Source organism: Halarcobacter anaerophilus, from assembly GCF_006459125.1.
In the GTDB taxonomy this organism is placed as follows: Bacteria; Campylobacterota; Campylobacteria; order Campylobacterales; family Arcobacteraceae; genus Halarcobacter; species Halarcobacter anaerophilus.
In genome coordinates, this window is sequence record NZ_CP041070.1 from 2,026,785 (window position 1) to 2,050,047 (window position 23,263).

A 23,263-nucleotide genomic window follows, 5' to 3' on the forward strand; every position below is an offset into this window, starting at 1 on the left:
GGTATTTTTTATAACTTTTCAAAAGGAGAAAAAGGCTCCTAAAGGAACCTCTTTAAAATTTAGGAGGAGAAATGTTAAAGTTCGCATCTTTAACTAAAAAAAAGGCTTCGCGTTTCCTTTTTTTATATTAGAATTATAAGCTATATAAATTAATAAAAATCCAATAATACGTTAATCAATAATTAATACCTAGATTAATCTTTTTTAGGAAATATCTTCTTTACATAAAAATATATTCCAATAGGAATAACAGCAAAAAGAAGTATAAAAGTAACTAAATTTATTTGACTTTGTATAGAAACAAACATAATAAGAGCATATACAAGCATCAATATCATTTTATGTTTTTTTTCAAGTTTTATATTTGATAGTTTATTTATAAATCCATTGATATCCAAATTTGAATCCTTGGTTAACTGAAATATTGTATCATTTTTTTATATTGACTAAATAAAATAAAAAGTTTAATTAAATAATTTCAAAAAAGATTGTTCTATTTTGATAAAAACTTGAAAAGTGGCTCCGGCACCTGGGTTCGAACCAGGGACCAAATGATTAACAGTCATCTACTCTACCGCTGAGCTATGCCGGAAATTAAGAAATAATGTCATTTAAAAGTGAAGTCAAAGTGGCTCCGGCACCTGGGTTCGAACCAGGGACCAAATGATTAACAGTCATCTACTCTACCGCTGAGCTATGCCGGAATCTGTACTTCCCTTTAAATGGGTTGGAATTATAGTAAAAATATAATTTTTTGTCAAGAGTTTTTGGGCATTTTTTATAAAATTTTATAAAAATTCAATCCCCCGCTGTCAACAAGAGAAATTTCACCTTTTTTAAGCAAGTTTTCCAATATATTTTTTGAACTTTCATCAAACATATTTTCAATATCTTCTTTAGTCAGAGGTCTTCTTTTTAACAAAGATTTAATCTCTTCTTTATTGAAACTTTCTGTCTGTTTGGGTCTGTTTTTATATGCTATATTTACGTTTATTCCTTCAAAAGTATTTGCTACTTTTTCAAGGAATTCAAAACTTACGGGTTTTACATCATATGCAGGAGGTCTGTCGATCGTTCCGATATCAACTCTATGTGGATTTATTTTTTTTACTGTTTTATAAAGTAACTCTATTTCTTCGTCTTTGTCATTTAGCGTTTTTACAAACAGTATTTCCAAAACAAATCTGTTTTTTGTCTGCTTTCTAAACTCAATCATACTTTTAATCATTTTATCAATATCAATATTTTCATGAATTCTATCAAGCTTTTTAAAACACTTCTGACTTACACAGTCCAAAGAGAGTTTCACAATATCAAGTTTAAGTAAGGCATCAAATATTTTTTTATCGTAAATTGTACTTCCGTTTGAAAGTATCATTGTTTTTGTTTTGCCTTTTATCTTGTTTATCTCATCTATTAGTTCAGGCAGTTTGGGATATAAAGTAGGTTCCCCGTTTGCCGTTATTGTTATTACATCTATTTTAGGATGTTTTTTTAAAGCCTCTTTTATAGCCGTAACTACTTCTAATACGCTTGGATAAGTTGTCATTGTATCTACAGTTTTAGCTTTTTCTAATTCGCAATAAAGACAATCAAAATTGCACTGCTTACTGCTAGGAGAGAGATCTACGCCTAAAGAGATACCAAATCGTCTTGAAGGAACGGGACCAAAAATAATTGAGTTTGAATATGACATGATTTTTCGCTTTAAAATAGAGTTTGAATAGGAAAAATTTCCTATTCTTTTTAAGTTTGTATTATTTTGCCGAGACTCTGTGGCACTCTTTTACAAAATGGATTGCATTTTCAACGGGTACATCGGGTAAGATTCCATGACCTAAGTTAAAAATATGTCCCTCTCCTTGCATAATATTTTGTAAAGCTTCTACACATTGGGTAGTTTTCTCTTTTGAGTATAATCTGCATGGCTCCATATTTCCTTGAAGTACATATTTGTCTCCTAATTTCTCTTTTGCAAGAGCCATAGGAGTTCCCCAGTCTACGCCAAATACATCAAAGTTTCCGTATACAAGTCCTCTTTCAATAAAAGATGCTACTCCTTTAGGAAACATAATAATCGGTGTTTCAGGATATTTTTCTTTTATATATTCTGCTATTTCAACCATATATTTCCAAGAAAATTCATCATATTTTGAAGGTTCGATTGCACTTGCCCAAGAGTCAAAGATTTGAACAACATCAGCTCCTGCTTCAATCTGTTTTACCATATAAAATTTTACTACATCCGTAACTTTTCTAAGTATTTTATGAAGAAGTTCGGGATTTGAATACATCATCTTTTTACATACATTGTATGTTTTTGTTCCTTGTCCTTCTATCATATAAGTTGCAAGTGTCCAAGGAGCTCCCGTAAAGCCGATAAGTGCTCTATCTTCAGGAAGTTTTTGTTTTAATAGTTTTATTGTTTCATATACATAAGTTAATCTATCTGCCGCTTCTTCACCGCCTAAAAGTGCGTCAACATCGGCTTCAGTTTTAACCGGTTTTTCAAAAACAGGTCCTTCTCCTTTTACAAACTCTAGTTTCATTCCCATTTCGTTTGGTATTACTAGAATATCAGAAAAAAGAATTGCCGCATCTACACCTACTATATCAAGCGGTTGAATCGTTACTTCACAAGCAAGTTCGGGATTATGGCATAAAGATAAAAAATCCCCTGCTTTTTTTCTTACTTCCATATATTCAGGAAGGTATCTTCCTGCTTGTCTCATCATCCACACAGGAGTGTAAGGCGTAGGTTTTCTTAAACATGCGTCTACAAAGATTTTTGACATAAATTGTACCTTTTAATGTTTTTGAACTTTACCTAAAAAGTAAAGCCCTACTGCCAATGCAGTAATAGATAGTGCAAAATACATCATTTCAAGAGGAGTCGTAAACTCCGTATGAATTACTCTTTGAAAAAAGTTTACCACTAATACCATAACTATTACTTTGGCTATTTTATCTTTTAACTGATCTAATGAATGAATTGCTAAAATCGTACTGCCTGTTTCAACATTATCCGCTGCATCAATTTTGGAAATAAACAATTCATATATCCCAAAAGAGAATATCAGCATAACTACGGCAATCAAATACAAATCAACAGCACCTATTATATCTGCAACAATATCTTCATGAAAATTCTCAGGATGAGCACCTGTTACTATTGTAGTGTAAACATAAACAGCAACATCAAAAATATCCTTACTTGCCACAAGAAACAATATTATTGCACCAATCAAACCGAAAATTACGGCTAAAATTGATATAAATCTACTACTCCAAAGTGAATTTTCAAATATTTTTTCCAACATTAGATATCATTCTCCATCTCAATCCATTTAAGAGCTATTCTAACTGCATTTGTTGCAGCTCCTACTCTTACTTGGTCTGCTACGTTAAAAAAGTGTACAATATTTTGTTGGTATACATCTCTTCTAATTCTACCCACATATGTAATATCAGTATCAGTTGAAATTATAGGCATTGGGTAAGCATTGTTTTGTAGATCATCAATTACCTCTACATCTTCAAATTTTTCAAGCACTTCTCTAACTTTGTTTACATCTACCTCAACACTTTCATCAAATGTAACACTGATTGATTCAGAATGAGATCTTAAAACGGGAACTCTAACACATGTTGCAGCTACTTGAATCTCTTTGTGCAAGATTTTTTGAGTTTCATTTACCATTTTCATCTCTTCTTTTGTAAAACCGTTTGGTTGAGGAACATCAATTTGTGGAATTACATTTAAAGCAATTTGATGGGCAAATGCTTTTTTCTCACTCTCATCAAGTCTAAAAGCAAAGAAATCCTGCATCTGTTTTACAAGCTCTTCCATTCCTGTTTTTCCTGCACCTGAAACTGCTTGATATGTTGATACGTCAACTCTTTTGATACCGTACAATTCATCAAGAGGTTTTAGAGATAAAACCATTTGAATAGTAGAGCAGTTTGGATTTGCTATGATTCCTCTTTCTTTCCATGAAGCAATATCTTCAGGATTTACTTCAGGTACTACCAAAGGAACATCAGGATCCATTCTAAAATGACTTGTATTGTCAATTACTACCGCACCTGCTTCAACTGCATATTTTGCATACTCTTCAGATACGCTTCCTCCTGCACTAAAAAATGCAATTTCTACTTCGTTTTCTTCAAAACAAGTTTTAGTCAGCTCTAATACGGTTATCTCTTTACCGTTATATTCTACTTTGCTTCCTGCACTTCTTGAACTTGCTAACGGTACTAAATTATTAATAGGAAAATTATACTCTTTTATTACTCTAAAAAGCTCTTCTCCGACAGCTCCTGTAGCTCCGACTACTGCTACATTAAATTTTCTCATTATTCATTCCCTTTTTCTTCGTTGTTATTCTCTTCGCTTGGTGTATCCAATAAATTAAATTCGTGTAAATCTATTCCGTCCATTGTATCTGCATTTTCAATATCAAGTTCATCGTCCTCTTCTTTAGGACATTTTGCGATTGATACTACTTTATCGTTTTTATCTACATTAACAATAGTTACGCCCGAGGTATTTCTTCCCGCTTTTCTAATTGACTGCATATCAACTCTAATCATTTTTCCTATAGAAGTTAAAGCCATAAGGTCTTGATCTTCATCTACTATTACGTTACCTACAACAGTTTTCCCTGTTTTATTTGATAATTTCATAGAAGCAACACCTGACCCTGCACGATTTGTCAATCTATATGCTTCTACTTCAGTACGTTTTCCTACACCTTTTTCAGATACGGTTAGAAGTTCTTGCTGTTCATTTTCAATAACATCCGCATCTACTACATAATCACCTTTAGATTTAAACTTAATACCTCTTACTCCTCTAGTAGTTCTACCTTGCGGTTTAACTCCAAGATATTGTTCTTTACCGTCTTTATCTAATACAGGATTACCCTCTTCATCTACTTTCTTTTCCCAAATGTAGAATCTAATTACTTGACCAAGAGCAGTAAATATCATAAAGTATTTTGACTCGGGCAATGTAATTTGAGCCGTTACGATTTCATCGTCATCATCTAAAACAATAGCTCTTACACCGTTACTTCTTATATTGCTAAACTCATTTAGTGCTGTTCTTTTTACGACACCGTTTTTCGTAAAGAAAGCTAAAGATTTTTGTTCATCAAAATCCGTAGTCGGAAGAATTGCCATAATTTTTTCATCAGGTCTTAAATTTATCAAATTAACTACGGCTTTACCTTTTGCCGTTCTGCTTCCTTCGGGAATTCTATAAACTTTCAACCAATATAGTTGTCCCATATTCGTAATAAACATCAAAGTATCGTGGGTATTTGATACGAAGAATTTTTCAATAAAATCATCGTCATGAGTGGTAACTGCAACTTTACCTTTACCTCCACGTCTCTGTTTTTCATAAGATTTAATAGGAACTCTTTTTACATATCCGTTATGGGTAATAGTTACTACCATAGGCTCATTTGGAATTAAATCTTCGATATCAATCTCATCATAAGAGTCTTCTATCTCTGTTCTTCTTTCATCCGCATATTTATCTTTTATTTCAACTAACTCTTCTTTTATAATATCGTTTAGTTTTTCTTCAGATTTTAAAATAGCTTCAAGTTCTGCAATAAGAGTTAATAACTCTTGGTACTCAGCTTCTAGTTTATCTCTTTGAAGACCTGTTAATCTTCCAAGTCTCATATCTAAAATTGCTTGAGATTGAATTTGAGATAAAGAGAATCTCTCTTCAAGTTTAGCTCTTGCATCGGCATCGTTTTCCGAGCTTCTGATAATCTTAACTACTTCATCGATGTTATCAACCGCAATTTTTAAACCTTCTAAAATATGTGCTCTGGCTTTTGCTTTTTCCAAATCAAAAATAGTTCTTCTGATAATTACCGTTTTTCTGTGAGAAACAAATACATTTAAAAGATCAGGTAGATTAAATACTTTAGGTTCTTTATTGTAAACGGCTAAAAGAATAATCCCGAATGTTGTCTCCATAGGTGTTGATTTATAAAGGTTGTTTAATACGATTTCACCCATTGCATCTTTTTTAAGCTCAATTACAACTCTGATACCTTCTCTGTCAGATTCATCTCTAACTTCTGAAATACCCTCGATTTGTTTATCTTTTGCCAAATTCGCAATTTGTTCTATAAGTCTTGATTTATTTACCTGATACGGTAACTCGTCAAGTACGATAATCTCTTTTTTACCTTTTGTTTCGATATGGTGTTTAGCTCTTATCTTAACTCTTCCACGACCTGTATTATAAGCATCAATAATACCTCTTCTTCCAAAGATTGTTCCTCCTGTAGGGAAATCAGGTCCTTGAATAAACTCCATTAACTCATCAGCTGTCGCAGTTGGATTATCAACCATATGTAAAACGGCATCTATAAGTTCTCCTAAATTATGAGGAGGAATTTTTGTAGCCATACCAACGGCGATACCTTCACTTCCGTTTAAAAGAAGAGTAGGAACTCTAGTCGGCAAAATATCCGGTTCTTTTAAAGTATCGTCGTAATTCGGTACAAAGTTAACTGTATCTTTATCAATATCTCTTAAAACATCTTCAGAAATTCTTGTCATTCTTGCTTCTGTATATCTCATAGCAGCAGCATTATCACCGTCTATTGACCCGAAGTTTCCTTGTCCGTCAACTAGAGGTGCTCTCATAGAGAAGTTTTGTGCCATTCTTACAAGTGCATCATAAACAGAACTATCCCCGTGCGGGTGATACTTACCGATTACATCCCCTACAATCCTTGCAGATTTTTTATAAGGGGCTCTTGCACTCATATTTAAGTCATGCATAGCATATAAAATTCTTCTGTGTACAGGTTTTAAACCATCTTTTGCATCAGGTAACGCTCTACCTATAATTACACTCATTGAATAATCTAAATACGAAGCTTTAATACTGTCTTCTATATTTATATTTATAATATCTTGATTTTCGAAAAGGTTTTCCATAAAAAAACGCCTTTATTGTAAAATTTAGATATTTTATCTAAATGTGGCTTAGTATAAGGCTTAGTAAGAGGATTTTAAGCAAAAAAAAAGGGATAAAAGCAAAATTGCTTTTATCCCTTTTGAATATATGATTTTTTATAGATTATTATCTTTTTTATACTTAATAATCATATTATATATTTCATCTTTAAGTTTTAATTTCTCTTTTTTCTTACTCTCTATTTCAAACTGATCACCAAGATCTTTTGCCAAAGAAGCAATCTCTTCATCTAAAGCGTTGTGTCTTTCAAAAACTTTTGCAAAACGTGCGTCGTCTTGTTTTAATTGTGCAATAACATCTCTATCTTCATGAAACATTGTATTGTCCTCTCTTTCTTGATATTAAAAAATTATAACAATACAAGGCTTAATTTGAAATATTCTAGGTTCTGTAATCGGCATTTATTTCTACATATTTATAGCCTAAATCACAGCCGTATGCAGTAAATTTTCCTTCCCCTGCTCCCAAATCACATATAACTTTATATTTATCATTTTTAAGCACTTTTGCGGCTTTCTCTTCTTGTGCGGCATCAAAATAGATTTCGCCTTTGTTAAAGACTACTACATCATTATAAGAGATTACAAGTTTTGTTTCATCGCAAGTAACTCTGCTAGCTCCAATTGTCGAAGCAATTCTCCCGAAATTTGGATCTTCTCCGAAAAGTGCTGTTTTTACCAAAAGTGAATTTGATAAAGCTTTTGCCGCAATTTCTGCTTCTTTGTCATCTGCTGCATTTATTACTTCAAAAGCAACTGCTTTTTTTGCACCTTCACCGTCTGCTACTATTAACATAGCCATATCATGCATTACAAGTCTTAAAGCCTCTTTAAAAGCCTCTTTGTCGTAAGCATTTGATTTTTTATTCGCTAAAAGTAAAACCGTGTCGTTTGTAGAGGTATCTCCGTCTACTGAAATAGCATTAAAGGTCGTATGACTGTTTTGTTCAAGTAACTCTCTCATATCCTCTTTTGGAACTGCGGCATCAGTACAGATAAAACAAAGCATAGTCGCAAGATTCGGGTTTATCATTCCGGCACCTTTGGCAACAGAACCTATTTTAAAAGAACTTCCGTCTTCAAGTTTTACTTCATATAGCGAAGTCTTAGAGTAAGCATCTGTTGTCATAATTGCTTGGCTTAAATTTTCACCGTTTTTAGAGCTTAGATCAAAACTATTTGCTCCTGCAACTATCTTTTCAACGGGAAGTGGATTTCCTATAACTCCAGTTGAACTCATAAGAGGATTTGTTAAATCAAAATTTAGTGATGAAAATATTGTATTAATATCTTCAATTCCTTTTTCACCCGTTAAGGCGTTTGCATTTTTTGAATTAATAAGTACGAAATTTGTTTTAAAACCTTTTTCATATCTTTGATAATGTTTTAAAGGTGCTGCTTGAAATTTGTTAAGTGTAAAAATAGCTTCCGTCTCACAAAGAGTGTCACTATAGATAAATCCCAAATCAAGTTTTCCGTTTGGTTTTAAACCTGCGCTTATACCGTCACAAAAAAAACCGTCAATTTTGTCTAAATATCCTTTAATAGGTAAAATTGTAAACATAATATATATAATCCTTAAAAATCTTTTGGCTTGTTTTTCAATAAAACAGTTCTTCTGGCTCTTCTTAGTCCTCTTTGATTACCGACTAAAAGAAGTTTACAACCAGGAGTAATGACTGCATTACCTTTTGGCATTTGAATAAATCTACCTCTTTTTTCCGTAATTCCAATAACCGAAACTTTGAATCTGTCTCTTAATTTTAGCTCTTTTAACTCTTTATTAACAGCCCATGACTCTTCACTTATCAATGCTTCTTGCATATCAATCGGAGTATCAGGCTTATATAAAAACTCTTCTAATACATTTTCCATATCAGGTCTGATAGCCATTGCAGAAACTCTTTTTGCCATAAGTGACGGAGTTGCAACAACTTTATCCGCACCGAGTTTTTTCAGCCTTAGTTTTTCATTTTGACTCTCTGCATTTGCAATAATCAAAAAAGGATTTCTTCCAAGCTCTTTTTCATATAATCTAACAGAAGCTATAAGCGTAATATTGTTTGAAATATTTTTTGATAAGGTTATAGCACCTTTTGCCGAACTTAAGTGTGATTTTAAAAAAGAGGTCTCTTTAAAAGGCTCTTCTCTTACAAAATAGGGATAATTGCACTCTTTTGCAATTTGTTCTATATCTTCACTTGGGTCAACAACTACAAAAGGAACGTGATTTTGATTAAACTGTCTAGCAAGCTGGGCAGTATACTCATTATGATAGAAAAGCACAAAGTGTTTTCTAAGTCTTGCAATTTTATAAAGCATATTTCTTTCCTTATAAAGTTCAAATAATCTACCTTTAATAACGGCATCAATCAAGATTGCCGTAGAAAGAGTAAATAAGGCAAATCCAAAAATAATAAGTGTAATGGTAAAAAATCTTCCGGCAGGTGAGATTGGAGCAACTTCTCCAAAACCGACTGTAGTAAAGGTTATACCTGTTTGGTAGATTGCGTCTAATATTGGAAAATCATCAATTAATATATAACCCAGAGTTCCTATCATCATTACGACTTGTACAAGAACTAAAGGTACTCTAAAAGGTTTTAATTGAGCGTAGATTACCGGATTTAAGTCATATTCAGGCTTTGCTGAACGAAATTCCCATCCTAGGGCTTTTTTTATTCTTCTAAAGATGCTCATGAAAGCACTTTACACTAAAGTGCTCTCTTATGAGTGTTTTTTAAGAGTTCTTAACTCTTTTGCAGAAATTTTGATTCTTTGAGTAGTACCATCTTCTAATGTAACTCTAACAGTTCTTAGGTTTGGTAAAAATCTTCTTTTTTTTCTGTTTTTCGCGTGACTTACGTTGTTCCCAACCATAGGTCCTTTTCCTGAAATTGCACATCTTCTTGACATTTTAGTTTCCTTCAAATTTTTATAGTGAAAAATATTCGCGTATTATACCTTCTGTTTCTTAAAAAAAAGTTAATTTTAAGCTTTTTTTCAAAATAAGCTATCTTTATCTTTTATATAATAATATTTAAGATTATTTATCTCAAAAGGATTTTTATGAGAATAATTATACTACTTTTTTTATCTATTTTATCTTTTGCAGTAGAACTTCAAAAGCCTGAAGTTTACCAAGGAAATGAAAAAATTGATTCTTGGTTAATGAGTGAAAAACTTGACGGTATAAGAGGATATTGGGACGGCAAAGAGTTAAAAAGCAGAAAAGGCAAAAAACTTTATGCTCCTAAATGGTTTATAAAAGATTTTCCGCCTTTTAAACTTGACGGAGAACTTTGGACAAAAAGAGACGACTTTGAACATATCCAAAGTATAGTAATGGATAAATATCCTTCAATAAAGTGGGAAGAGATTACTTATAATATTTTTGAAGTTCCAGAGACTAAAGGAGACTTTATTGAAAGATTAAAAAAGCTTGAGAACTGGTTAAAAGAACATCCAAACAGATATATAAAAATAGTAAAACAAAAAAGAGTAAAAAACAAAAAAAATCTAGATAAATTTTTAGAAGAAATTTTATCGAAAAAAGGAGAAGGGGTAATCTTAAAAGATCCCAAAAAAGATTATCATACTGGAAGAAGTTCCTCTTTTTTAAAAGTAAAAAAAGCTTTGGATATGGAAGGTGAAGTTATAAAAATAAATATCTCAGAAAAAACAAAAGTTTTAAAAAGCCTGCAAATAAAACCGGAAAATGGAACAATTTTTAATCTAGGAACCGGATTTACCAACAAACAAAGGAAAAATCCGCCTAAAATAGGAGATATAGTTACTTTTAAATATTTTGGATTTACAAAAAACGGCAAACCTAAATTTGCCTCTTTTTTACATATTAGAAAAGATTAGATAGTCTCTAAAACAGCATTTACCTTTTCTAACTGTTTTTCTAAAGTAAACTCTTTTGCTTTTTTTCTATTCTCTTTTTTTATTAGTTTCATATCATCTTTATTTTGCAAAATCGCTTCAAGTTTAAACTGCATACTTCTGTCACTTGGAGATTCCATTGTAGAAAAGACATCTATTAACTCTTTTGAATCATTATTAGCAGTAGTAAAAACTACATTTTTACAAAACATTGCTTTAAGAACATTTGTAGCAAAGCTTTTGTTGTGTGTCGGAAGAAAAAAGATATCTGAGACTAAAAAGAGTTCCTCTTTGTTTTTATAATCTTCCAAAAGCAGTAGTTTATCCTCTAATTTAAACTTTGTAAGCTGAAATTTTAAACTTGTAATCTGTTTTTTATCTCCTGCAATGATAGAGATAAAATTTTCAGTTGAAAGTTGCATTATTGTATTTATAAACTCAATTACACCCGAAGCTTTTAAATTTCTTCCTGTGAAAAAAATGATTTTTTTCTTAGGCTCTATTTCAAACTTTTGACAAAACTCTTTTTTAAGCTCTTTGGGCTTTTTATACTCTATATCGACAAAAGGATAGATAACATCTACTCTGTTTTCATCAAGATTAAATTTACTTAAAATCTCTTTTTTTAATCTTTTTGAATTTACTATTACTTTTTTTGCATTTTTTATATTTTCAACAGCTTCTTTATCAAAGTTTCCCGTGTGAAAGTAGATTGAAGCGTACTGCTTTTTCTTTAGCAAGATTTTATCAATCATAGAGCTTTTTTTTACTAAAGAGATATCTTCCTGTTTTAGTAACTGCTCTATTAATTTTGTTTTTGCTTTGAAATTTATCGTATGCATATAAGATTAACTTAACTCATTATCTATTATCTGGCAAATTGTATGCCCAAAAAGTATATGCATCTCTTGAATTCTTGGTGTGTCATTTGAGGGAACAACTAAATTTATATCGCAATATTCATTCATCGCTCCACCGTCTCTTCCGCTAAATCCGACTATTTTACAACCTATTTCTTGTCCGACTTTAAAAGCGTTTATAACATTTTTTGAATTACCCGATGTAGAAATCCCGATAAGTAAATCACCTTTTTGAGCCAAAGATTCTACTTGTCTGTCAAAAACTCTGTCATATCCGTAATCATTCCCAATAGCAGTAAGAGCCGAAGTATCCGTAGTAAGAGCGAGTCCTGGTAAACCTCTTCTTTCAGTTTTATATCTTCCTGTTAGCTCAGCAGCTATATGTTGCGCATCTGCTGCACTTCCGCCGTTTCCAAAAAGTATAACTTTATTTCCATTTTTTAAAGTTTCAACTGCTAAATTCGCAGCTTTTTGTAAAGGCTCTTCCATAGTTTCAATCACTTTTTGGATAGTTTCCAAATGTCCTAAAAACTCTTTTTGTATTGTATTATTCAATTATTTCACCTTTTGTATTTTTTCAATTGTTTTTGTAGTACTTTTTCCATCTACAAAAGTTACTAACTTTGTCTGTTTTGCTATATCTGAACCGACCACTTCTTTTCCTTCATAATCTGCACCTTTTACCAAGATATCAGGTTCAACAAGTTTTATAAGTTCATAAGGCGTATCTTCATCAAATATTACTACAAAATCTACACACTCCAAAGCTGATAAAATAAATGCTCTGTCATCTTGTGTATTTATAGGTCTGTCTTCACCTTTTAATCTTTTTACGCTTTGATCGGAATTTAAACCTAAAATAAGTACATCTCCAAAAGATTTTGCGGTATTCAAATAGCTTACATGACCTTTATGCAGAATATCAAAACAACCGTTTGTGAAGACTATTTTTTTATTCTGTTTTTTTAATCTTTTTGAGAGCTTTTCTATATCTTCAAAGTTTTTGATATGAAGTTCAATAGAACTTTTATGAAGACTTGCTCTATACTCTTCTATCTCATCGATTGTTGCCGTGGCACTTCCTATTTTTCCCACAACGATACCTGCTGCTAAATTTGCAAATTCAACTGCTGTATTTATTCCATATCCCAAAGACAGAGCAAAACCCAAAGAAGCCAAAACCGTATCACCTGCACCTGTTACGTCATAAACTTCTCTTGCAACAGTCGGTTTAACCGTTACTTTATCTTCTTCTAGAATTGCAATTCCGTGTTCACTAAGAGTTATAACTGAAACTTCCAAAGATACTTCTTCTTTAAGTTTTATCAGAGCCTCTTTTAAATCAGTATCATTTTCTATTTTTATATTTGAAGCTAATTCAGCCTCTTTTTTATTTGGTGTTAGAAGATAGGCACCTTTATATTTCGTAAAGTCATTGCCTTTTGGATCTACCAAAACTTTTTTACTGTTTTTATTTGCATAAGTAATAACTTTATCAAGAAGTTCATTGGTAAGAACACCTTTGTTGTAGTCAGATAAAAGAACTATATCATAACTGTTTATTTTCTCTTGAAACTTTTCATATAAAGCTTTTACACTATCAACTGAGATATTGTTTTTACTCTCTTTGTCATATCTTACAACTTGTGAATGAGAAGCCATAAGTCTTGTTTTTCTTGAAGTTTTTCGTCCTTTTTGCTCTATCAATGAAGCTTTTACTCCTTGCTTTGTAAGCATAGATTTAACCAAAAGACCTACTTCATCATCTCCTATTACGGATAAAACTTCAACATGAGCTCCAAGAGAGACTAAATTGCTTATAACATTTCCTGCTCCGCCAAGTAGTGTTGTCTCTTTTTTTATATCTACAATTTGAACAGGAGCTTCAGGAGAGATTCTTTCACAATTCCCCCAAAGATATTCATCTATCATCAAATCACCAATTACTAAAATATTTGGTATCTTTTCAACTTTTATCATTTTCTTTTCTTTTCTTCAAATTTTCATATATACTATTATTTTCTCTTTTGCCTACACTCAATACTAAAATAACTATTTCTTTATCTTTTACTTCATAAGCAAGTCTATATCCTGCACTTCGTAACTTGATTTTATATACATTTTCATAGCCGCTTAATTTATCTTTTGGAACTTTTGGATTTTCAAGTCTTTGCTTTAAGTTTTTTTTAAACTGTTCTTTTACTGTTGAATCTAATTTATTCCAATCTTTTAAAGACTCTTTTGTAAATTTTAATTTATAAGTCATCAATATTTACTTCAATTAAATCTTCTTTTTTATATTTTAACCTTTTTTCAACTTCTTGGGCTAAATAATAATCATCTATGATGTCCATCATTTTTTCATAAAGTTCACTTGGAACCAGATAAGCACTTGGAACATTATGATTTAAAATAGCTACAGCCTCATCACCTGCATCTTTTAAAAGTTGACTCGGTGATTTTTTAAGCTCTGTTATACTTGCTGTATAGTTTGAAAGAATAGCTTGCATATTTTTCCTTTTTTAGTACTTTATTTAATACTTAATATTATACTTTTTAAAGTCTCTTTTGTCAAACTACTTTTTTACTTCTGTTTCAAATAATCTTTTTATCTCAGGAATATAAGCTTTAATTCCATCTTCCATTGAAAATCTCGGTTCATACTCCAGATTCTCTTTTGTAGTCTCTATATTTGCTTGAGTGAAGAACTGATAAGCTCCTATATATGGATTTGGGATGTATTGTTTTCCATTGTCAAGACTAAGCTCTTTTTGTAGAATATTTACTATATCTTCAAAACTTCTAGCTTTTCCCGTTCCTACATTGTAAACACCACTTTTTTTAGGGGAGCAAGCTTTGATATTTGCTTGGATTACATCTTCAATATAGATAAAATCTCTTAAAATCTTATCACTACCTTCAAAAAGTTTTGGAGTATTGCCTTTTAGAATTTGATGTCCGAATTGTACTACCATAGAAGCGGTTTTATTTTTGAAAAACTCTCTTGGACCGTATACGTTAAAATATTTAAGACCCACAATAGAGATATCTACACCGTCTTTTAAATATTTATAAGTTATATTATCCATCATTACTTTTGAAAAACCGTAAGCGTTGTTTGGTTGTTCAAATCCTACTTCAAATCTGTCACTGTCTCCGTAAGTTGCACCGCTGCTTGCATATATCATATTTGCTTTGTGTTTAATAGCAATTTTCAGTAAATCTTCATAAGCATTTACGTTTGTTTTTACCATTAAATCTTGTTCTAAAACAGTAGTATCGGAAATAGCTGCTTGATGGAAAATATAATCAAAAGTATAAGAACTCTCTAACTCTTTTAAAAGTTCTTTGTCGTTTATATTTCCACTTATAACCACACCTTTAAACCCCAAAAGATTTTTAAAGTGACCAAAGCTTTTTAAGTTTCCGTTTGAAAAAGTCTCACCGCTTCTAAAACAGTCAAGAGCCACGATATTTGCTTCAGGATAGTTTTCCTGAAAATAAAAACAAAGATTTGAACCTATAAATCCTGCCGCACCTGTAATCAAAATATTTTTATTGTTAAAATCTATATCTATATATTTCATAATATTTACTCACTTATTTTTTAAAAGGTTTTATTTTAACAAAATTTTAATTAGAGTTTGGATGAGTACTTTTTTGATTTATTTCATTTTATATTAAAATATTATTTTGCACCAATTTTTGAAAAGACTACATGAATTGTTTTCATAAAAATTACAAAATCCATCCATAAAGACCAGTTATTAATATACCATTTATCAAGTTGAACTCTTTCATCAAAAGTTAAATTATTTCTTCCACTTACTTGCCAAAGTCCAGTAATCCCAGGTTTTACGTCTAAAATAATATCTTGATTGTATTTTCCTATTTTCTCTTTTTCACTAATCATATATGGTCTGGGTCCCATTAAGTTCATATCTCCCCTTAAAACATTGAAGAATTGAGGAAATTCATCCAAAGATGTAGCTCTTAATATCTTTCCTATTTTTGTAATTCTTGGGTCATTTTGATACTTATGATATTTTTCGTAATATTCAACTTCATTTGGATGTTTGGATAAATACTCTTTTAATATTTCATCTCCATTTTCATACATAGTTCTATATTTATAACAACTAAACTTTTCTCCCTTTAGTCCTAATCTTTTTTGTTTGAAAAGAACTTTTCCTTCTGAATCTTTTTTTATCAATATAATCATAAAAAGATGTAGCATAAGTCCAAAAGGCAAAATACATAAAACTAATATTTTTTCAAAAAAAACTTTGATAAAAATGTTTTTATAACTTAAAAGTCTATTTTCAAGATGTATAGTAGATAATCTAACATTAAAATAATCAACAATATCAGCATGGGTAAAGTCAAGATGATAAACATATGGAATAATATATACATTTCTTGTTTTTTTTGAATAAATTTTAATAAGACGCTTAAACTGTTCTACTTCTAAATTCTTAGAAATAAGAATCACCATTTTAAACTTTTTTTTACAAAGATTATAACCAAAATACCAGTTATCTTTTAGTTCATTTTCAAGCTCATCCACTAAATCTGAGTTTCCTACAACTTTTACATTTATTCTAAAAAAATTAAATTTGAATAATATTCTTTTTAAGATTCTTTTTGATGTAGGAATTAAAAAAATAGCTAGTAAATAAAAGATAATAATAAAAGCTCGTGAATACTCTTGCGACATTTTTGTTAAAGTTATAACTGTAAATACAAATACAAAGGATATAAACAAACCTTTGAAAATTCTTTTTGTATCACTCCAAAAATCATATCTTGTAAAATATATTTTTTCAAACAAAAAAATAATAGAAGTCAAAAAAAGTATCCAATAATATTTGTGAGCAGAAGTATTTAAAGTAGGGAAAAAATCTGCAAAGAAATTTACTCTTATATAAAATGCCAGTTTTAAGGATAAAAACATTACAAATAAATCACTTAAAAAAAGAACAATTATATATATACTATTTGCTACAGCCCATCTATTTTTCATCATCAAAACTCTTTAATTATCATAAATTTTAAGATATATTATACAATTATATTACTTAAGATTATTGACTAAAATACAGGTACTACTTAATACTTATTTTCTCTTTTAGCATATACCAGATAAATAAACTATTTGTCACTAAATATCTTTTCCACATTCTCCTTGGCTCTTGCAAAAATCTATAAAACCATTCTAAACCGGCTTTTTGCATCCATAAAGGAGCTCTTGTAACTTTTCCAGCAACTACATCAAAACTTCCACCTACACCCATGATAAAAGGCGTATTTATAATATCTTTATATTTATTTAAAAAAATTTCTTTTGTAGGTGAACTAATAGCAACAAAAAGGATATCTGCTTCACTTGAAGCTATTTCGTTGGCTATACTTTCTTCTTCATCTTTTTTAAAATAGCCATTTCGATATCCAGCGATAATATCTTTAGAATATTCTTCTGTATATCTATCAACCACACCTTTTACTATCTCTTCTTTTGCTCCAAAGAAAAAAACCTTATATCCTTTTTCATGGGATAATTTTACAAGATTTTCCATAAGGTCAATACCTGCAACTCTTTCTTTAAGCGGTTGACCTAAAAACTTACTAGCCCAAACGACAGCTTGTCCATCTGGATTTATAATATCACTATTAACTACTGAATCATATAGTTCTTTGTCTTTTTGCATATGTACTAATTTTGCAGCATTTACAACTACATGATGAAGATGTGTTTTATTTTGTATTGATTCATCTATCATATTAACTGTTTCATCCATAGTATATGTATCTATAGGACAATTAAATATATTTATTCTATTTTTCATTAAAAAACTCTCTCTTAAATGTTGTAAAATTACTATCTTTGTTTTTTTTGATAAATTCTTCTAATTTCTTCAATGAATACTCTGTCATAGCTTTAGGATGTCCAATTATCACAAAATTTTTATTATCAATATTTTTTTTAAAATCAAAAAGAGCTGATTGCAAATATGATATTTTATATCCATCTAAAGAAACTACACTATCTGTCCGCTTAATTAACATCCTTAATTTATCTAATTTTGACCCTCCTACGGCGTTGCCGTCACCAAAAGATTTATGAAAACTTCCTCCAAATTTCTTATAAAATGCAAGTTTCCAAAAAAATAAAGGAGAAACTTTGTAACTACTTATTGGTATTTCCGTGAAATATCCCGTTTTATCTTCTTTTAAAGGATTTTCATCGAATTTCCATATATCTTTTTTGGGCATATTTGAAAAATCAAAATAATGCGTATTACTATTATTTTTACCATTATTAAAGACCGTACAATCCAACCAAATATTATGTTTTTTTAAAGCTTTTCCAATATTAAGAAAAGGCTGAATACACCAACCACCAGCACGATAAGTAAAAATTTTATTTCCTGTTATATCAGTTAAAATTTTTTTGTATTTAAATACGATATTATCAATTTCATTATCATTAAATTCTTGAAGTCTGTACCTTTTTGTATTTATTATCCATTTTTCACCATTAAAGTAACTATCTTCCCAATGAGGGTGTATATGAAGTTGTATATCATGTCCATTATTAGATAAATTTTTTATTTGAGTTACAATATTTTGATAGTTTTCTTCCAAAATATTATATTTCTTTCTGTATTCATCAAGTTTAATAAGATAACCACTATCTACAAAAAAAGATGCCTTGATACCATATTTATTCAAAACTTGAAGAAATCTATTTGTTGGATATATTATACTTTTTTCTTGGGTTCCACTATATGAACCAAAAAAAAGTTCATAATCTAAAGTAATAAAAATGTTCATTTTAATCTTTCCAAAAGTTCATTAACTTTTTCTTTTTGTTTTTTCTTAAGTTTAACTTTGCCATATATAGAATCACCTTTCAACAGCATTTGCAATAACGTTATAGTTAAACCTTTTGCATCTAACAATGATATTTCAGAATCTCCTAATTTATAAGATTCTATATAACCATTTTTGAGAAGGTATTTTCTTGCTCTTTCACAATCTCTTTTTGCAGATAAAAAAGGATTATGTGCTTTTACTTCTATAACTAGATTTTTACCATTATTTTCTGAATCAATTTTATAGATATTCTTTAAATAAACATCAAAGGGTAAATATTCTTCTAACATATCTTCATATACATGAAAATTTGTCACAGAATTAAGATTTACACCAAACATTAAAATTTTTCCATTATTATTTGTAATTTTACTATATGGACTACTGCCAGAAAATGGTGTTTTACCTTTTTCATGATCACTTATGTAATAATTTACATTTTTACCTATTGCTATTACAGAATGAGAAGGGTGAAAACTTCTTTTACAATTATCCTTTTTCATTATCATATTTGATATATTCCCCATTGCATTTTTTGCCTCTTGCAAATTAAAACTATCTAAATTTTCAAGGTATTCTTTTTGGGAACCTAAAAAAGACAAAGCGGGAGCAAGTAAAGTATAAGAGGATAAATCTATCTTAGAGATTATTAAATTCGTAAGTTCTTTTGTCCCACCTTCTATTTTACCTATATTTGAAGTAGAAGAATGAATAATAATATCACTATTTAAGGTAAATTTATTTAATAGATTATCCACTTCTTTAAGTGAAATTAAAACTCTTTTTTTTCGTTCACGATGTTTTCTTAGCTTATTTTTTTCTACTTTATCATCTATTTTTTTCTTTAAAAAATTTGGTAAATACTGTTTTATTTGTTTAACTAATATTCTCATATAATTATACTACTTCATAATTTTTTCAAATTTTTCTTTTAATAATCTAGACACATTATTTGCTTCATATTGATTTGCTTTTTTTATTGCATTTTGTTTCATAATAACTTTTTTTTCTTCATTAAGATTATAATATTTAAAAATTTTTTCATAAATATCTTTTATATCCCCCACTCTTACTAAAAATCCTTCTTTCTCATCTTCCAGATAAGAAGGTACTCCTGCTATATTTGAACCAATGACAGGTACACCACATGACATAGCTTCCAGTCCTACAAGACCTAAACTTTCATCTTCTCTTTTTGTGGGGAAGATATATAAATCAAGTAAATTAAAAACTTCTGAAAGTTCAATTTGAGTAAGCTTTTTATATCTTTTAATATTTTCTTTTACTGTTAGTGTGGACAGTTCTTGCTCAAATTGTTTTTCATGTTGTCCTGTTCCTACAATTATAATTTGTATATCTTTATCAATTTCTTTTTTAAATTTTTCAGTTGCTTGCAAAAATTCATGCCATCCTTTATTATTATTAATATGAGAGACATAACCTATTGTAAATAGTTCTTTTAAATTATGTTTTTTTCTTAAACTTTTCTTATTTTGAGGGTAGAAAATTTTTGTATTTATGCCCCCTGATGGATATATATAAATTTTATCTTCAGATATATTAGGAAATTTATTTATTAATTTGTTTTTAAAATACTTTGATGGGATTATAACTAAATCTATTTTATTTAAAACTTTTTTTTGTAATTTGAATGTAAAAGTAGATATGCCTAATAAGTCAGTACCATGAATATTTACTACTATTTTCTTATTTAATAACCTTAATAAATATATCATAGGAACAGAATAAAATCCAAAAAAATGAATATATGCAACATCGAATTTTTTAAATATCACGTTGCAAAAAAATGAAAGGTACAATCTGATATAGTTAATGATTTTTTTAAACTTATTTTCTGTTCTTCCATATATACTACTTTGTGCTACAAATTCTACATTTTGTTTTTCTAAAAGTTCTTTTGTATTTTTAATAAAAACACCATATGATGGATATGTTTTAGATGGATACATATTACTTATAAGTAAAATTTTCATTTATTCACTTTTATAGTTTAAAATATTTGATAAAATATTAATTTCATGATTCATATCATAATAAAAATTAAGCTCTCTTATTGCTAATACTTTTCCATGTTTGTATGATTTAAAATTTATTATTACACTATTTATATTTTTATTTTTTAAAGCTAATGTCGAAATTCCAAATCGTTGAACATTTGCAATGTGATGCCTTGTTTTATGTATTTGCTTATCTAATAATTTGAAGTTTAATTTTATTTTTTCATTATCTGCTAAAACTGCATATAAATCCATATTCTCATAATCTAAATCTGCCCCTGTAGTTACGATGGTAAACCCATTTAATTTTCGTACAAATCTATTAAAGGACACCTTTAATTTAGTTGGGAATTTATATGTACTCCAGTATTTTCCATAAGTCCAAATAGAATCATCCAAGTTATCCGTACCGTAATTTTTAGGTTCTATTGTATTTGTTGCTTTAATATTTTTTATTCTTTTTTGTAAACCATAATTCAAAGTATCTCCAAAATCTTGCTGAAGGAATTTATGCGCGTAAGACTTAAAATATTCATCTCCTGTTACTGTATATACCCATAATAACTGTGCAATATGGAGGTGATGATATTTCCATCCTGTTGCTGATGCTATAGTATGAAGTTTGACATTTTCAGACATACTATAATAGGAATTAAATCCAGCATCGAAAGATGAAATATGTTCTTTTAATGCCGTAATACCATCCTCAAATAAAATCTTTGCTTTTTCATTTTTTGTGTATTTATAGTAGTCATAAAGTCCAGCCAAAGCAAAAATAAATCCATTTAAAACATGTTTTTGAGGAGTTGTTGGATATTCTTCAAACCAAATATTATTTCCCCAATTACTTGAAATTCCACCATCAACAGTACTTATTTCAAATGAATTTAAAACTTTTTTTGCAATATCTAAATATCTTTTATTTTTCGTTAATCCATAAGCTTCTATCATAACAGATAAGCCAAATCCTTGAGACATCGCACTGATCCATCTAGATGGCAAGTTATAAGAACTCTCTCTAAGATTATCTTCACAATACCATCCCCCCCATTTTCCATTATCAGTAAAATTATTTAGATGCCATTGTGCAAGTTTTAAAAAATATTTTTTACTATTTTCATTGTTTGTTTCATAATAATTTTTATAATAATGTAAAGCAACTTGTGAAATATTTATTGGATAATATATATTTCTGCCTTTAAATTTCAATAATGGTATACCTTTAGAATCTTCATTTTGTTTTGCATATTTTGCAACATTGCTATTTACTAAAGCATAAGGTTTAGGATAATTGAATTTTGAGTAATAATATATAACTATTCCTAATACTAGGATAAAAAATAAAATAAATATTTTTTTCATTTAAACTTTTCCTTCTCTTAAATTTATCATTGAAAATAAAATTGCTATTAGAAATCCAGCTGTACCAGAGGTTAGGATATGTCCAGCTGTAGAACTAATGGCAATCAATAAAAGTATCATAAATATGAGATATTTTGCATATTTATTATTTTTATTAAAAATATTTTTATAAAATAACCAAAATAAAAAAGATATTATAATTAATACCCCAAAAATACCATATGACATTAGAAAATCAATAATATCTATCTCAACCATTTTATTTTCAGAAATAAATATAAACCATGATTGGCTGCTACCAAAAAAATTTTGCATTATATTGTATTTATCAAAAAAAATATTTATTGCTTCTTCTGCCCAAATATTACGATGGCTAAATATTATTGTAATTAAATCCAATTTCCCATATGCATATGATAATCTATCAAATAAGTTAGATACAAATAAAGCATAATACATAGTTAATAATGCTATTAAAGGAAGGAATAAAAAAATAATAACACTAAAAATAAAATCTTTTTTATTTATTTTTAGATTTTTTATTCTTTCCAAGGCTTTAATAAAAGGGAAAACAAAAGTTATCAAAATAGAGGCTAATATTGATACTTTAGATGTTAATAATGCTCCCATTCCCATCATCAAAACGCCAATAATCAAAAAATAAAGATACTCTTTTTTCTCTATAAAATACATTTGTAAGATTGCACCACTTATGATGATAGCTGCACCTATCTCATTTCCTGCATATATTAACCCTCTAGTTCCTATTGAAGCATCACCATGTCCATACATAGGGTAACCAAAATCTAAAAAACCAAATAAAAAGTTTATTAATAAAAATATAAAAGAATATTTTGCTATTTTGATAACTAAATTAAATTTGTTTTGTTTTATTAGTATTGAAAAAAATAAATAAAATATAACGATTGAAAAAAATTTTATTAACCAATCTAAACCTTTGATTCCGAGTATTACATCTTCCAAAATAAAGAAATGAATAACAAAATAAAATAAAATTATTCCTAATATAATTAAAACTTTATTTAACATCTCTTTAAAATTCACTAAATAAAAAATAGTCAAAATTAAAATAAAACTTTTTAATAGTAGAGATATTGATAAATAATTGTTTCTTATTAGATAGCCATTTATCATATCTATTAATATAAAATATGAAAATAGTATAATTAATAATTTTTCAAGATAATTTAAAATTTGATTTTTTTTTACCATTCTAAAGAGATT

24 protein-coding genes and 2 tRNA genes are annotated in these 23,263 nt (G+C 29.1%); 1 reads left to right on the forward strand and 25 read right to left on the reverse strand.

The genetic code is table 11. The features are described from left to right. Nucleotides 1-194: 194 nt before the first annotated feature. The 12 genes from AANAER_RS10070 to rpmB all read right to left on the reverse strand — a co-directional run bounded on the left by AANAER_RS10070 (nt 195) and on the right by rpmB (nt 9,930). Nucleotides 195-398: a hypothetical protein gene (locus AANAER_RS10070; RefSeq protein ID WP_044418092.1), complete on the reverse strand. Its 204-nt coding sequence runs from the start codon at nt 396-398 to the stop codon at nt 195-197. A 119-nt stretch (nt 399-517) separates the two neighbouring features. After that, nucleotides 518-592, reverse strand: a tRNA-Asn gene (locus AANAER_RS10075). 37 nt (nt 593-629) lie between these two features. After that, nucleotides 630-704: transfer RNA gene (locus AANAER_RS10080), tRNA-Asn, on the reverse strand. A gap of 74 nt (nt 705-778) precedes the next feature. Continuing rightward, nucleotides 779-1,696, reverse strand: coding sequence for a radical SAM protein (locus AANAER_RS10085; RefSeq protein WP_129081104.1), 918 nt, complete (start codon nt 1,694-1,696; stop codon nt 779-781). A 61-nt stretch (nt 1,697-1,757) separates the two neighbouring features. Next, the gene (gene hemE, locus AANAER_RS10090) at nt 1,758-2,795 is read right to left on the reverse strand and encodes a uroporphyrinogen decarboxylase (protein ID WP_129081105.1); all 1,038 of its coding nucleotides are present in this window, start codon (nt 2,793-2,795) and stop codon (nt 1,758-1,760) included. 12 nt (nt 2,796-2,807) lie between these two features. After that, complete coding sequence (locus AANAER_RS10095; protein ID WP_179951801.1) at nt 2,808-3,320, reverse strand: YqhA family protein; 513 nt, start codon at nt 3,318-3,320, stop codon at nt 2,808-2,810. Continuing rightward, nucleotides 3,320-4,357 (reverse strand): aspartate-semialdehyde dehydrogenase, encoded by a 1,038-nt coding sequence (locus AANAER_RS10100; RefSeq protein WP_129081106.1) that lies wholly within the window; start codon nt 4,355-4,357, stop codon nt 3,320-3,322. The genes AANAER_RS10095 and AANAER_RS10100 overlap by 1 nt, the downstream gene beginning before the upstream one ends. Next, nucleotides 4,357-6,975 (reverse strand): DNA gyrase subunit A, encoded by a 2,619-nt coding sequence (gyrA, locus tag AANAER_RS10105; protein WP_129081107.1) that lies wholly within the window; start codon nt 6,973-6,975, stop codon nt 4,357-4,359. The genes AANAER_RS10100 and gyrA overlap by 1 nt, the downstream gene beginning before the upstream one ends. Before the next feature lie 135 nt (nt 6,976-7,110). Continuing rightward, complete coding sequence (locus AANAER_RS10110) at nt 7,111-7,332, reverse strand: YdcH family protein (RefSeq protein ID WP_044418084.1); 222 nt, start codon at nt 7,330-7,332, stop codon at nt 7,111-7,113. A gap of 64 nt (nt 7,333-7,396) precedes the next feature. Next, nucleotides 7,397-8,578 (reverse strand): bifunctional glutamate N-acetyltransferase/amino-acid acetyltransferase ArgJ, encoded by a 1,182-nt coding sequence (gene argJ / locus AANAER_RS10115; RefSeq protein WP_129081108.1) that lies wholly within the window; start codon nt 8,576-8,578, stop codon nt 7,397-7,399. A 14-nt stretch (nt 8,579-8,592) separates the two neighbouring features. After that, on the reverse strand, nt 8,593-9,714 hold the full coding sequence (locus tag AANAER_RS10120) for a potassium channel family protein (protein WP_044418081.1): 1,122 nt from the start codon (nt 9,712-9,714) through the stop codon (nt 8,593-8,595). 27 nt (nt 9,715-9,741) lie between these two features. Next, nucleotides 9,742-9,930: a 50S ribosomal protein L28 gene (gene rpmB / locus AANAER_RS10125; RefSeq protein ID WP_044418079.1), complete on the reverse strand. Its 189-nt coding sequence runs from the start codon at nt 9,928-9,930 to the stop codon at nt 9,742-9,744. Between the two features lie 132 nt (nt 9,931-10,062). Here rpmB and AANAER_RS10130 point away from each other — a divergent pair, with 132 nt between their 5' ends. Next, nucleotides 10,063-10,884 carry a DNA ligase gene (locus AANAER_RS10130; RefSeq protein WP_267898124.1) on the forward strand — a complete coding sequence of 274 codons (822 nt, stop codon included), beginning with the start codon at nt 10,063-10,065 and terminating at the stop codon, nt 10,882-10,884. On the opposite strand, the gene AANAER_RS10135 is transcribed toward AANAER_RS10130, so the two are convergent. The 13 genes from AANAER_RS10135 to AANAER_RS10195 form a co-directional block, all read right to left on the reverse strand. Then, complete coding sequence (locus tag AANAER_RS10135; protein ID WP_044418077.1) at nt 10,881-11,744, reverse strand: glycosyltransferase; 864 nt, start codon at nt 11,742-11,744, stop codon at nt 10,881-10,883. The genes AANAER_RS10130 and AANAER_RS10135 overlap by 4 nt on opposite strands. Nucleotides 11,745-11,750: 6 nt before the next feature. Further along, nucleotides 11,751-12,317 carry a D-sedoheptulose 7-phosphate isomerase gene (gene gmhA / locus AANAER_RS10140; protein WP_129081110.1) on the reverse strand — a complete coding sequence of 189 codons (567 nt, stop codon included), beginning with the start codon at nt 12,315-12,317 and terminating at the stop codon, nt 11,751-11,753. Beyond that, complete coding sequence (gene rfaE1, locus AANAER_RS10145; protein ID WP_129081111.1) at nt 12,318-13,742, reverse strand: D-glycero-beta-D-manno-heptose-7-phosphate kinase; 1,425 nt, start codon at nt 13,740-13,742, stop codon at nt 12,318-12,320. Next, a complete protein-coding gene (locus AANAER_RS10150) occupies nt 13,729-14,028 on the reverse strand; it encodes a type II toxin-antitoxin system RelE family toxin (RefSeq protein ID WP_129081112.1) in 300 nt (99 codons plus the stop codon). The genes rfaE1 and AANAER_RS10150 overlap by 14 nt, the downstream gene beginning before the upstream one ends. Continuing rightward, nucleotides 14,018-14,272, reverse strand: a complete 255-nt coding sequence (locus AANAER_RS10155; RefSeq protein ID WP_129081113.1) for a type II toxin-antitoxin system prevent-host-death family antitoxin — start codon at nt 14,270-14,272, stop codon at nt 14,018-14,020. Before AANAER_RS10155 ends, AANAER_RS10150 begins: the two co-directional genes overlap by 11 nt. 66 nt (nt 14,273-14,338) lie before the next feature. After that, on the reverse strand, nt 14,339-15,349 hold the full coding sequence (gene rfaD / locus AANAER_RS10160; protein ID WP_129081114.1) for an ADP-glyceromanno-heptose 6-epimerase: 1,011 nt from the start codon (nt 15,347-15,349) through the stop codon (nt 14,339-14,341). 101 nt (nt 15,350-15,450) lie between these two features. Beyond that, nucleotides 15,451-16,788 carry a sugar transferase gene (locus tag AANAER_RS10165; RefSeq protein WP_129081115.1) on the reverse strand — a complete coding sequence of 446 codons (1,338 nt, stop codon included), beginning with the start codon at nt 16,786-16,788 and terminating at the stop codon, nt 15,451-15,453. Between the two features lie 79 nt (nt 16,789-16,867). Next, nucleotides 16,868-17,608: a WecB/TagA/CpsF family glycosyltransferase gene (locus AANAER_RS10170; protein WP_129081116.1), complete on the reverse strand. Its 741-nt coding sequence runs from the start codon at nt 17,606-17,608 to the stop codon at nt 16,868-16,870. Beyond that, the gene (locus AANAER_RS10175) at nt 17,598-18,596 is read right to left on the reverse strand and encodes a polysaccharide deacetylase family protein (RefSeq protein WP_129081117.1); all 999 of its coding nucleotides are present in this window, start codon (nt 18,594-18,596) and stop codon (nt 17,598-17,600) included. Before AANAER_RS10175 ends, AANAER_RS10170 begins: the two co-directional genes overlap by 11 nt. Beyond that, the gene (locus AANAER_RS10180) at nt 18,593-19,531 is read right to left on the reverse strand and encodes an AAC(3) family N-acetyltransferase (protein ID WP_129081118.1); all 939 of its coding nucleotides are present in this window, start codon (nt 19,529-19,531) and stop codon (nt 18,593-18,595) included. Before AANAER_RS10180 ends, AANAER_RS10175 begins: the two co-directional genes overlap by 4 nt. Nucleotides 19,532-19,540: 9 nt before the next feature. Next, the gene (locus AANAER_RS10185) at nt 19,541-20,632 is read right to left on the reverse strand and encodes a glycosyltransferase family 4 protein (RefSeq protein ID WP_129081119.1); all 1,092 of its coding nucleotides are present in this window, start codon (nt 20,630-20,632) and stop codon (nt 19,541-19,543) included. Then, nucleotides 20,633-22,018: a D-glucuronyl C5-epimerase family protein gene (locus tag AANAER_RS10190; protein WP_129081120.1), complete on the reverse strand. Its 1,386-nt coding sequence runs from the start codon at nt 22,016-22,018 to the stop codon at nt 20,633-20,635. Next, a complete protein-coding gene (locus tag AANAER_RS10195; RefSeq protein WP_129081121.1) occupies nt 22,019-23,251 on the reverse strand; it encodes an O-antigen ligase family protein in 1,233 nt (410 codons plus the stop codon). Nucleotides 23,252-23,263 lie beyond the last annotated feature (12 nt).

Bases quoted from the DNA above. Each gene is read 5' to 3' on its own strand.
- AANAER_RS10135 (WP_044418077.1), bottom strand. From the start codon at position 11,744: ATGCATACGATAAATTTCAAAGCAAAAACAAAATTAATAGAGCAGTTA.
- rfaD (WP_129081114.1), bottom strand. From the start codon at position 15,349: ATGAAATATATAGATATAGATTTTAACAATAAAAATATTTTGATTACA.
- gyrA (WP_129081107.1), bottom strand. From the start codon at position 6,975: ATGGAAAACCTTTTCGAAAATCAAGATATTATAAATATAAATATAGAA.
- hemE (WP_129081105.1), bottom strand. From the start codon at position 2,795: ATGTCAAAAATCTTTGTAGACGCATGTTTAAGAAAACCTACGCCTTAC.
- AANAER_RS10190 (WP_129081120.1), bottom strand. From the start codon at position 22,018: ATGAAAAAAATATTTATTTTATTTTTTATCCTAGTATTAGGAATAGTT.
- AANAER_RS10110 (WP_044418084.1), bottom strand. From the start codon at position 7,332: ATGTTTCATGAAGATAGAGATGTTATTGCACAATTAAAACAAGACGAC.
- AANAER_RS10085 (WP_129081104.1), bottom strand. From the start codon at position 1,696: ATGTCATATTCAAACTCAATTATTTTTGGTCCCGTTCCTTCAAGACGA.
- AANAER_RS10120 (WP_044418081.1), bottom strand. From the start codon at position 9,714: ATGAGCATCTTTAGAAGAATAAAAAAAGCCCTAGGATGGGAATTTCGT.
- rfaE1 (WP_129081111.1), bottom strand. From the start codon at position 13,742: ATGATAAAAGTTGAAAAGATACCAAATATTTTAGTAATTGGTGATTTG.
- AANAER_RS10165 (WP_129081115.1), bottom strand. From the start codon at position 16,788: ATGATGAAAAATAGATGGGCTGTAGCAAATAGTATATATATAATTGTT.
- AANAER_RS10180 (WP_129081118.1), bottom strand. From the start codon at position 19,531: ATGAGAATATTAGTTAAACAAATAAAACAGTATTTACCAAATTTTTTA.
- AANAER_RS10175 (WP_129081117.1), bottom strand. From the start codon at position 18,596: ATGAACATTTTTATTACTTTAGATTATGAACTTTTTTTTGGTTCATAT.
- AANAER_RS10095 (WP_179951801.1), bottom strand. From the start codon at position 3,320: ATGTTGGAAAAAATATTTGAAAATTCACTTTGGAGTAGTAGATTTATA.
- AANAER_RS10155 (WP_129081113.1), bottom strand. From the start codon at position 14,272: ATGCAAGCTATTCTTTCAAACTATACAGCAAGTATAACAGAGCTTAAA.
- AANAER_RS10185 (WP_129081119.1), bottom strand. From the start codon at position 20,632: ATGAAAATTTTACTTATAAGTAATATGTATCCATCTAAAACATATCCA.
- AANAER_RS10195 (WP_129081121.1), bottom strand. From the start codon at position 23,251: ATGGTAAAAAAAAATCAAATTTTAAATTATCTTGAAAAATTATTAATT.
- rpmB (WP_044418079.1), bottom strand. From the start codon at position 9,930: ATGTCAAGAAGATGTGCAATTTCAGGAAAAGGACCTATGGTTGGGAAC.
- AANAER_RS10100 (WP_129081106.1), bottom strand. From the start codon at position 4,357: ATGAGAAAATTTAATGTAGCAGTAGTCGGAGCTACAGGAGCTGTCGGA.
- AANAER_RS10150 (WP_129081112.1), bottom strand. From the start codon at position 14,028: ATGACTTATAAATTAAAATTTACAAAAGAGTCTTTAAAAGATTGGAAT.
- argJ (WP_129081108.1), bottom strand. From the start codon at position 8,578: ATGTTTACAATTTTACCTATTAAAGGATATTTAGACAAAATTGACGGT.
- AANAER_RS10170 (WP_129081116.1), bottom strand. From the start codon at position 17,608: ATGAAAAATAGAATAAATATATTTAATTGTCCTATAGATACATATACT.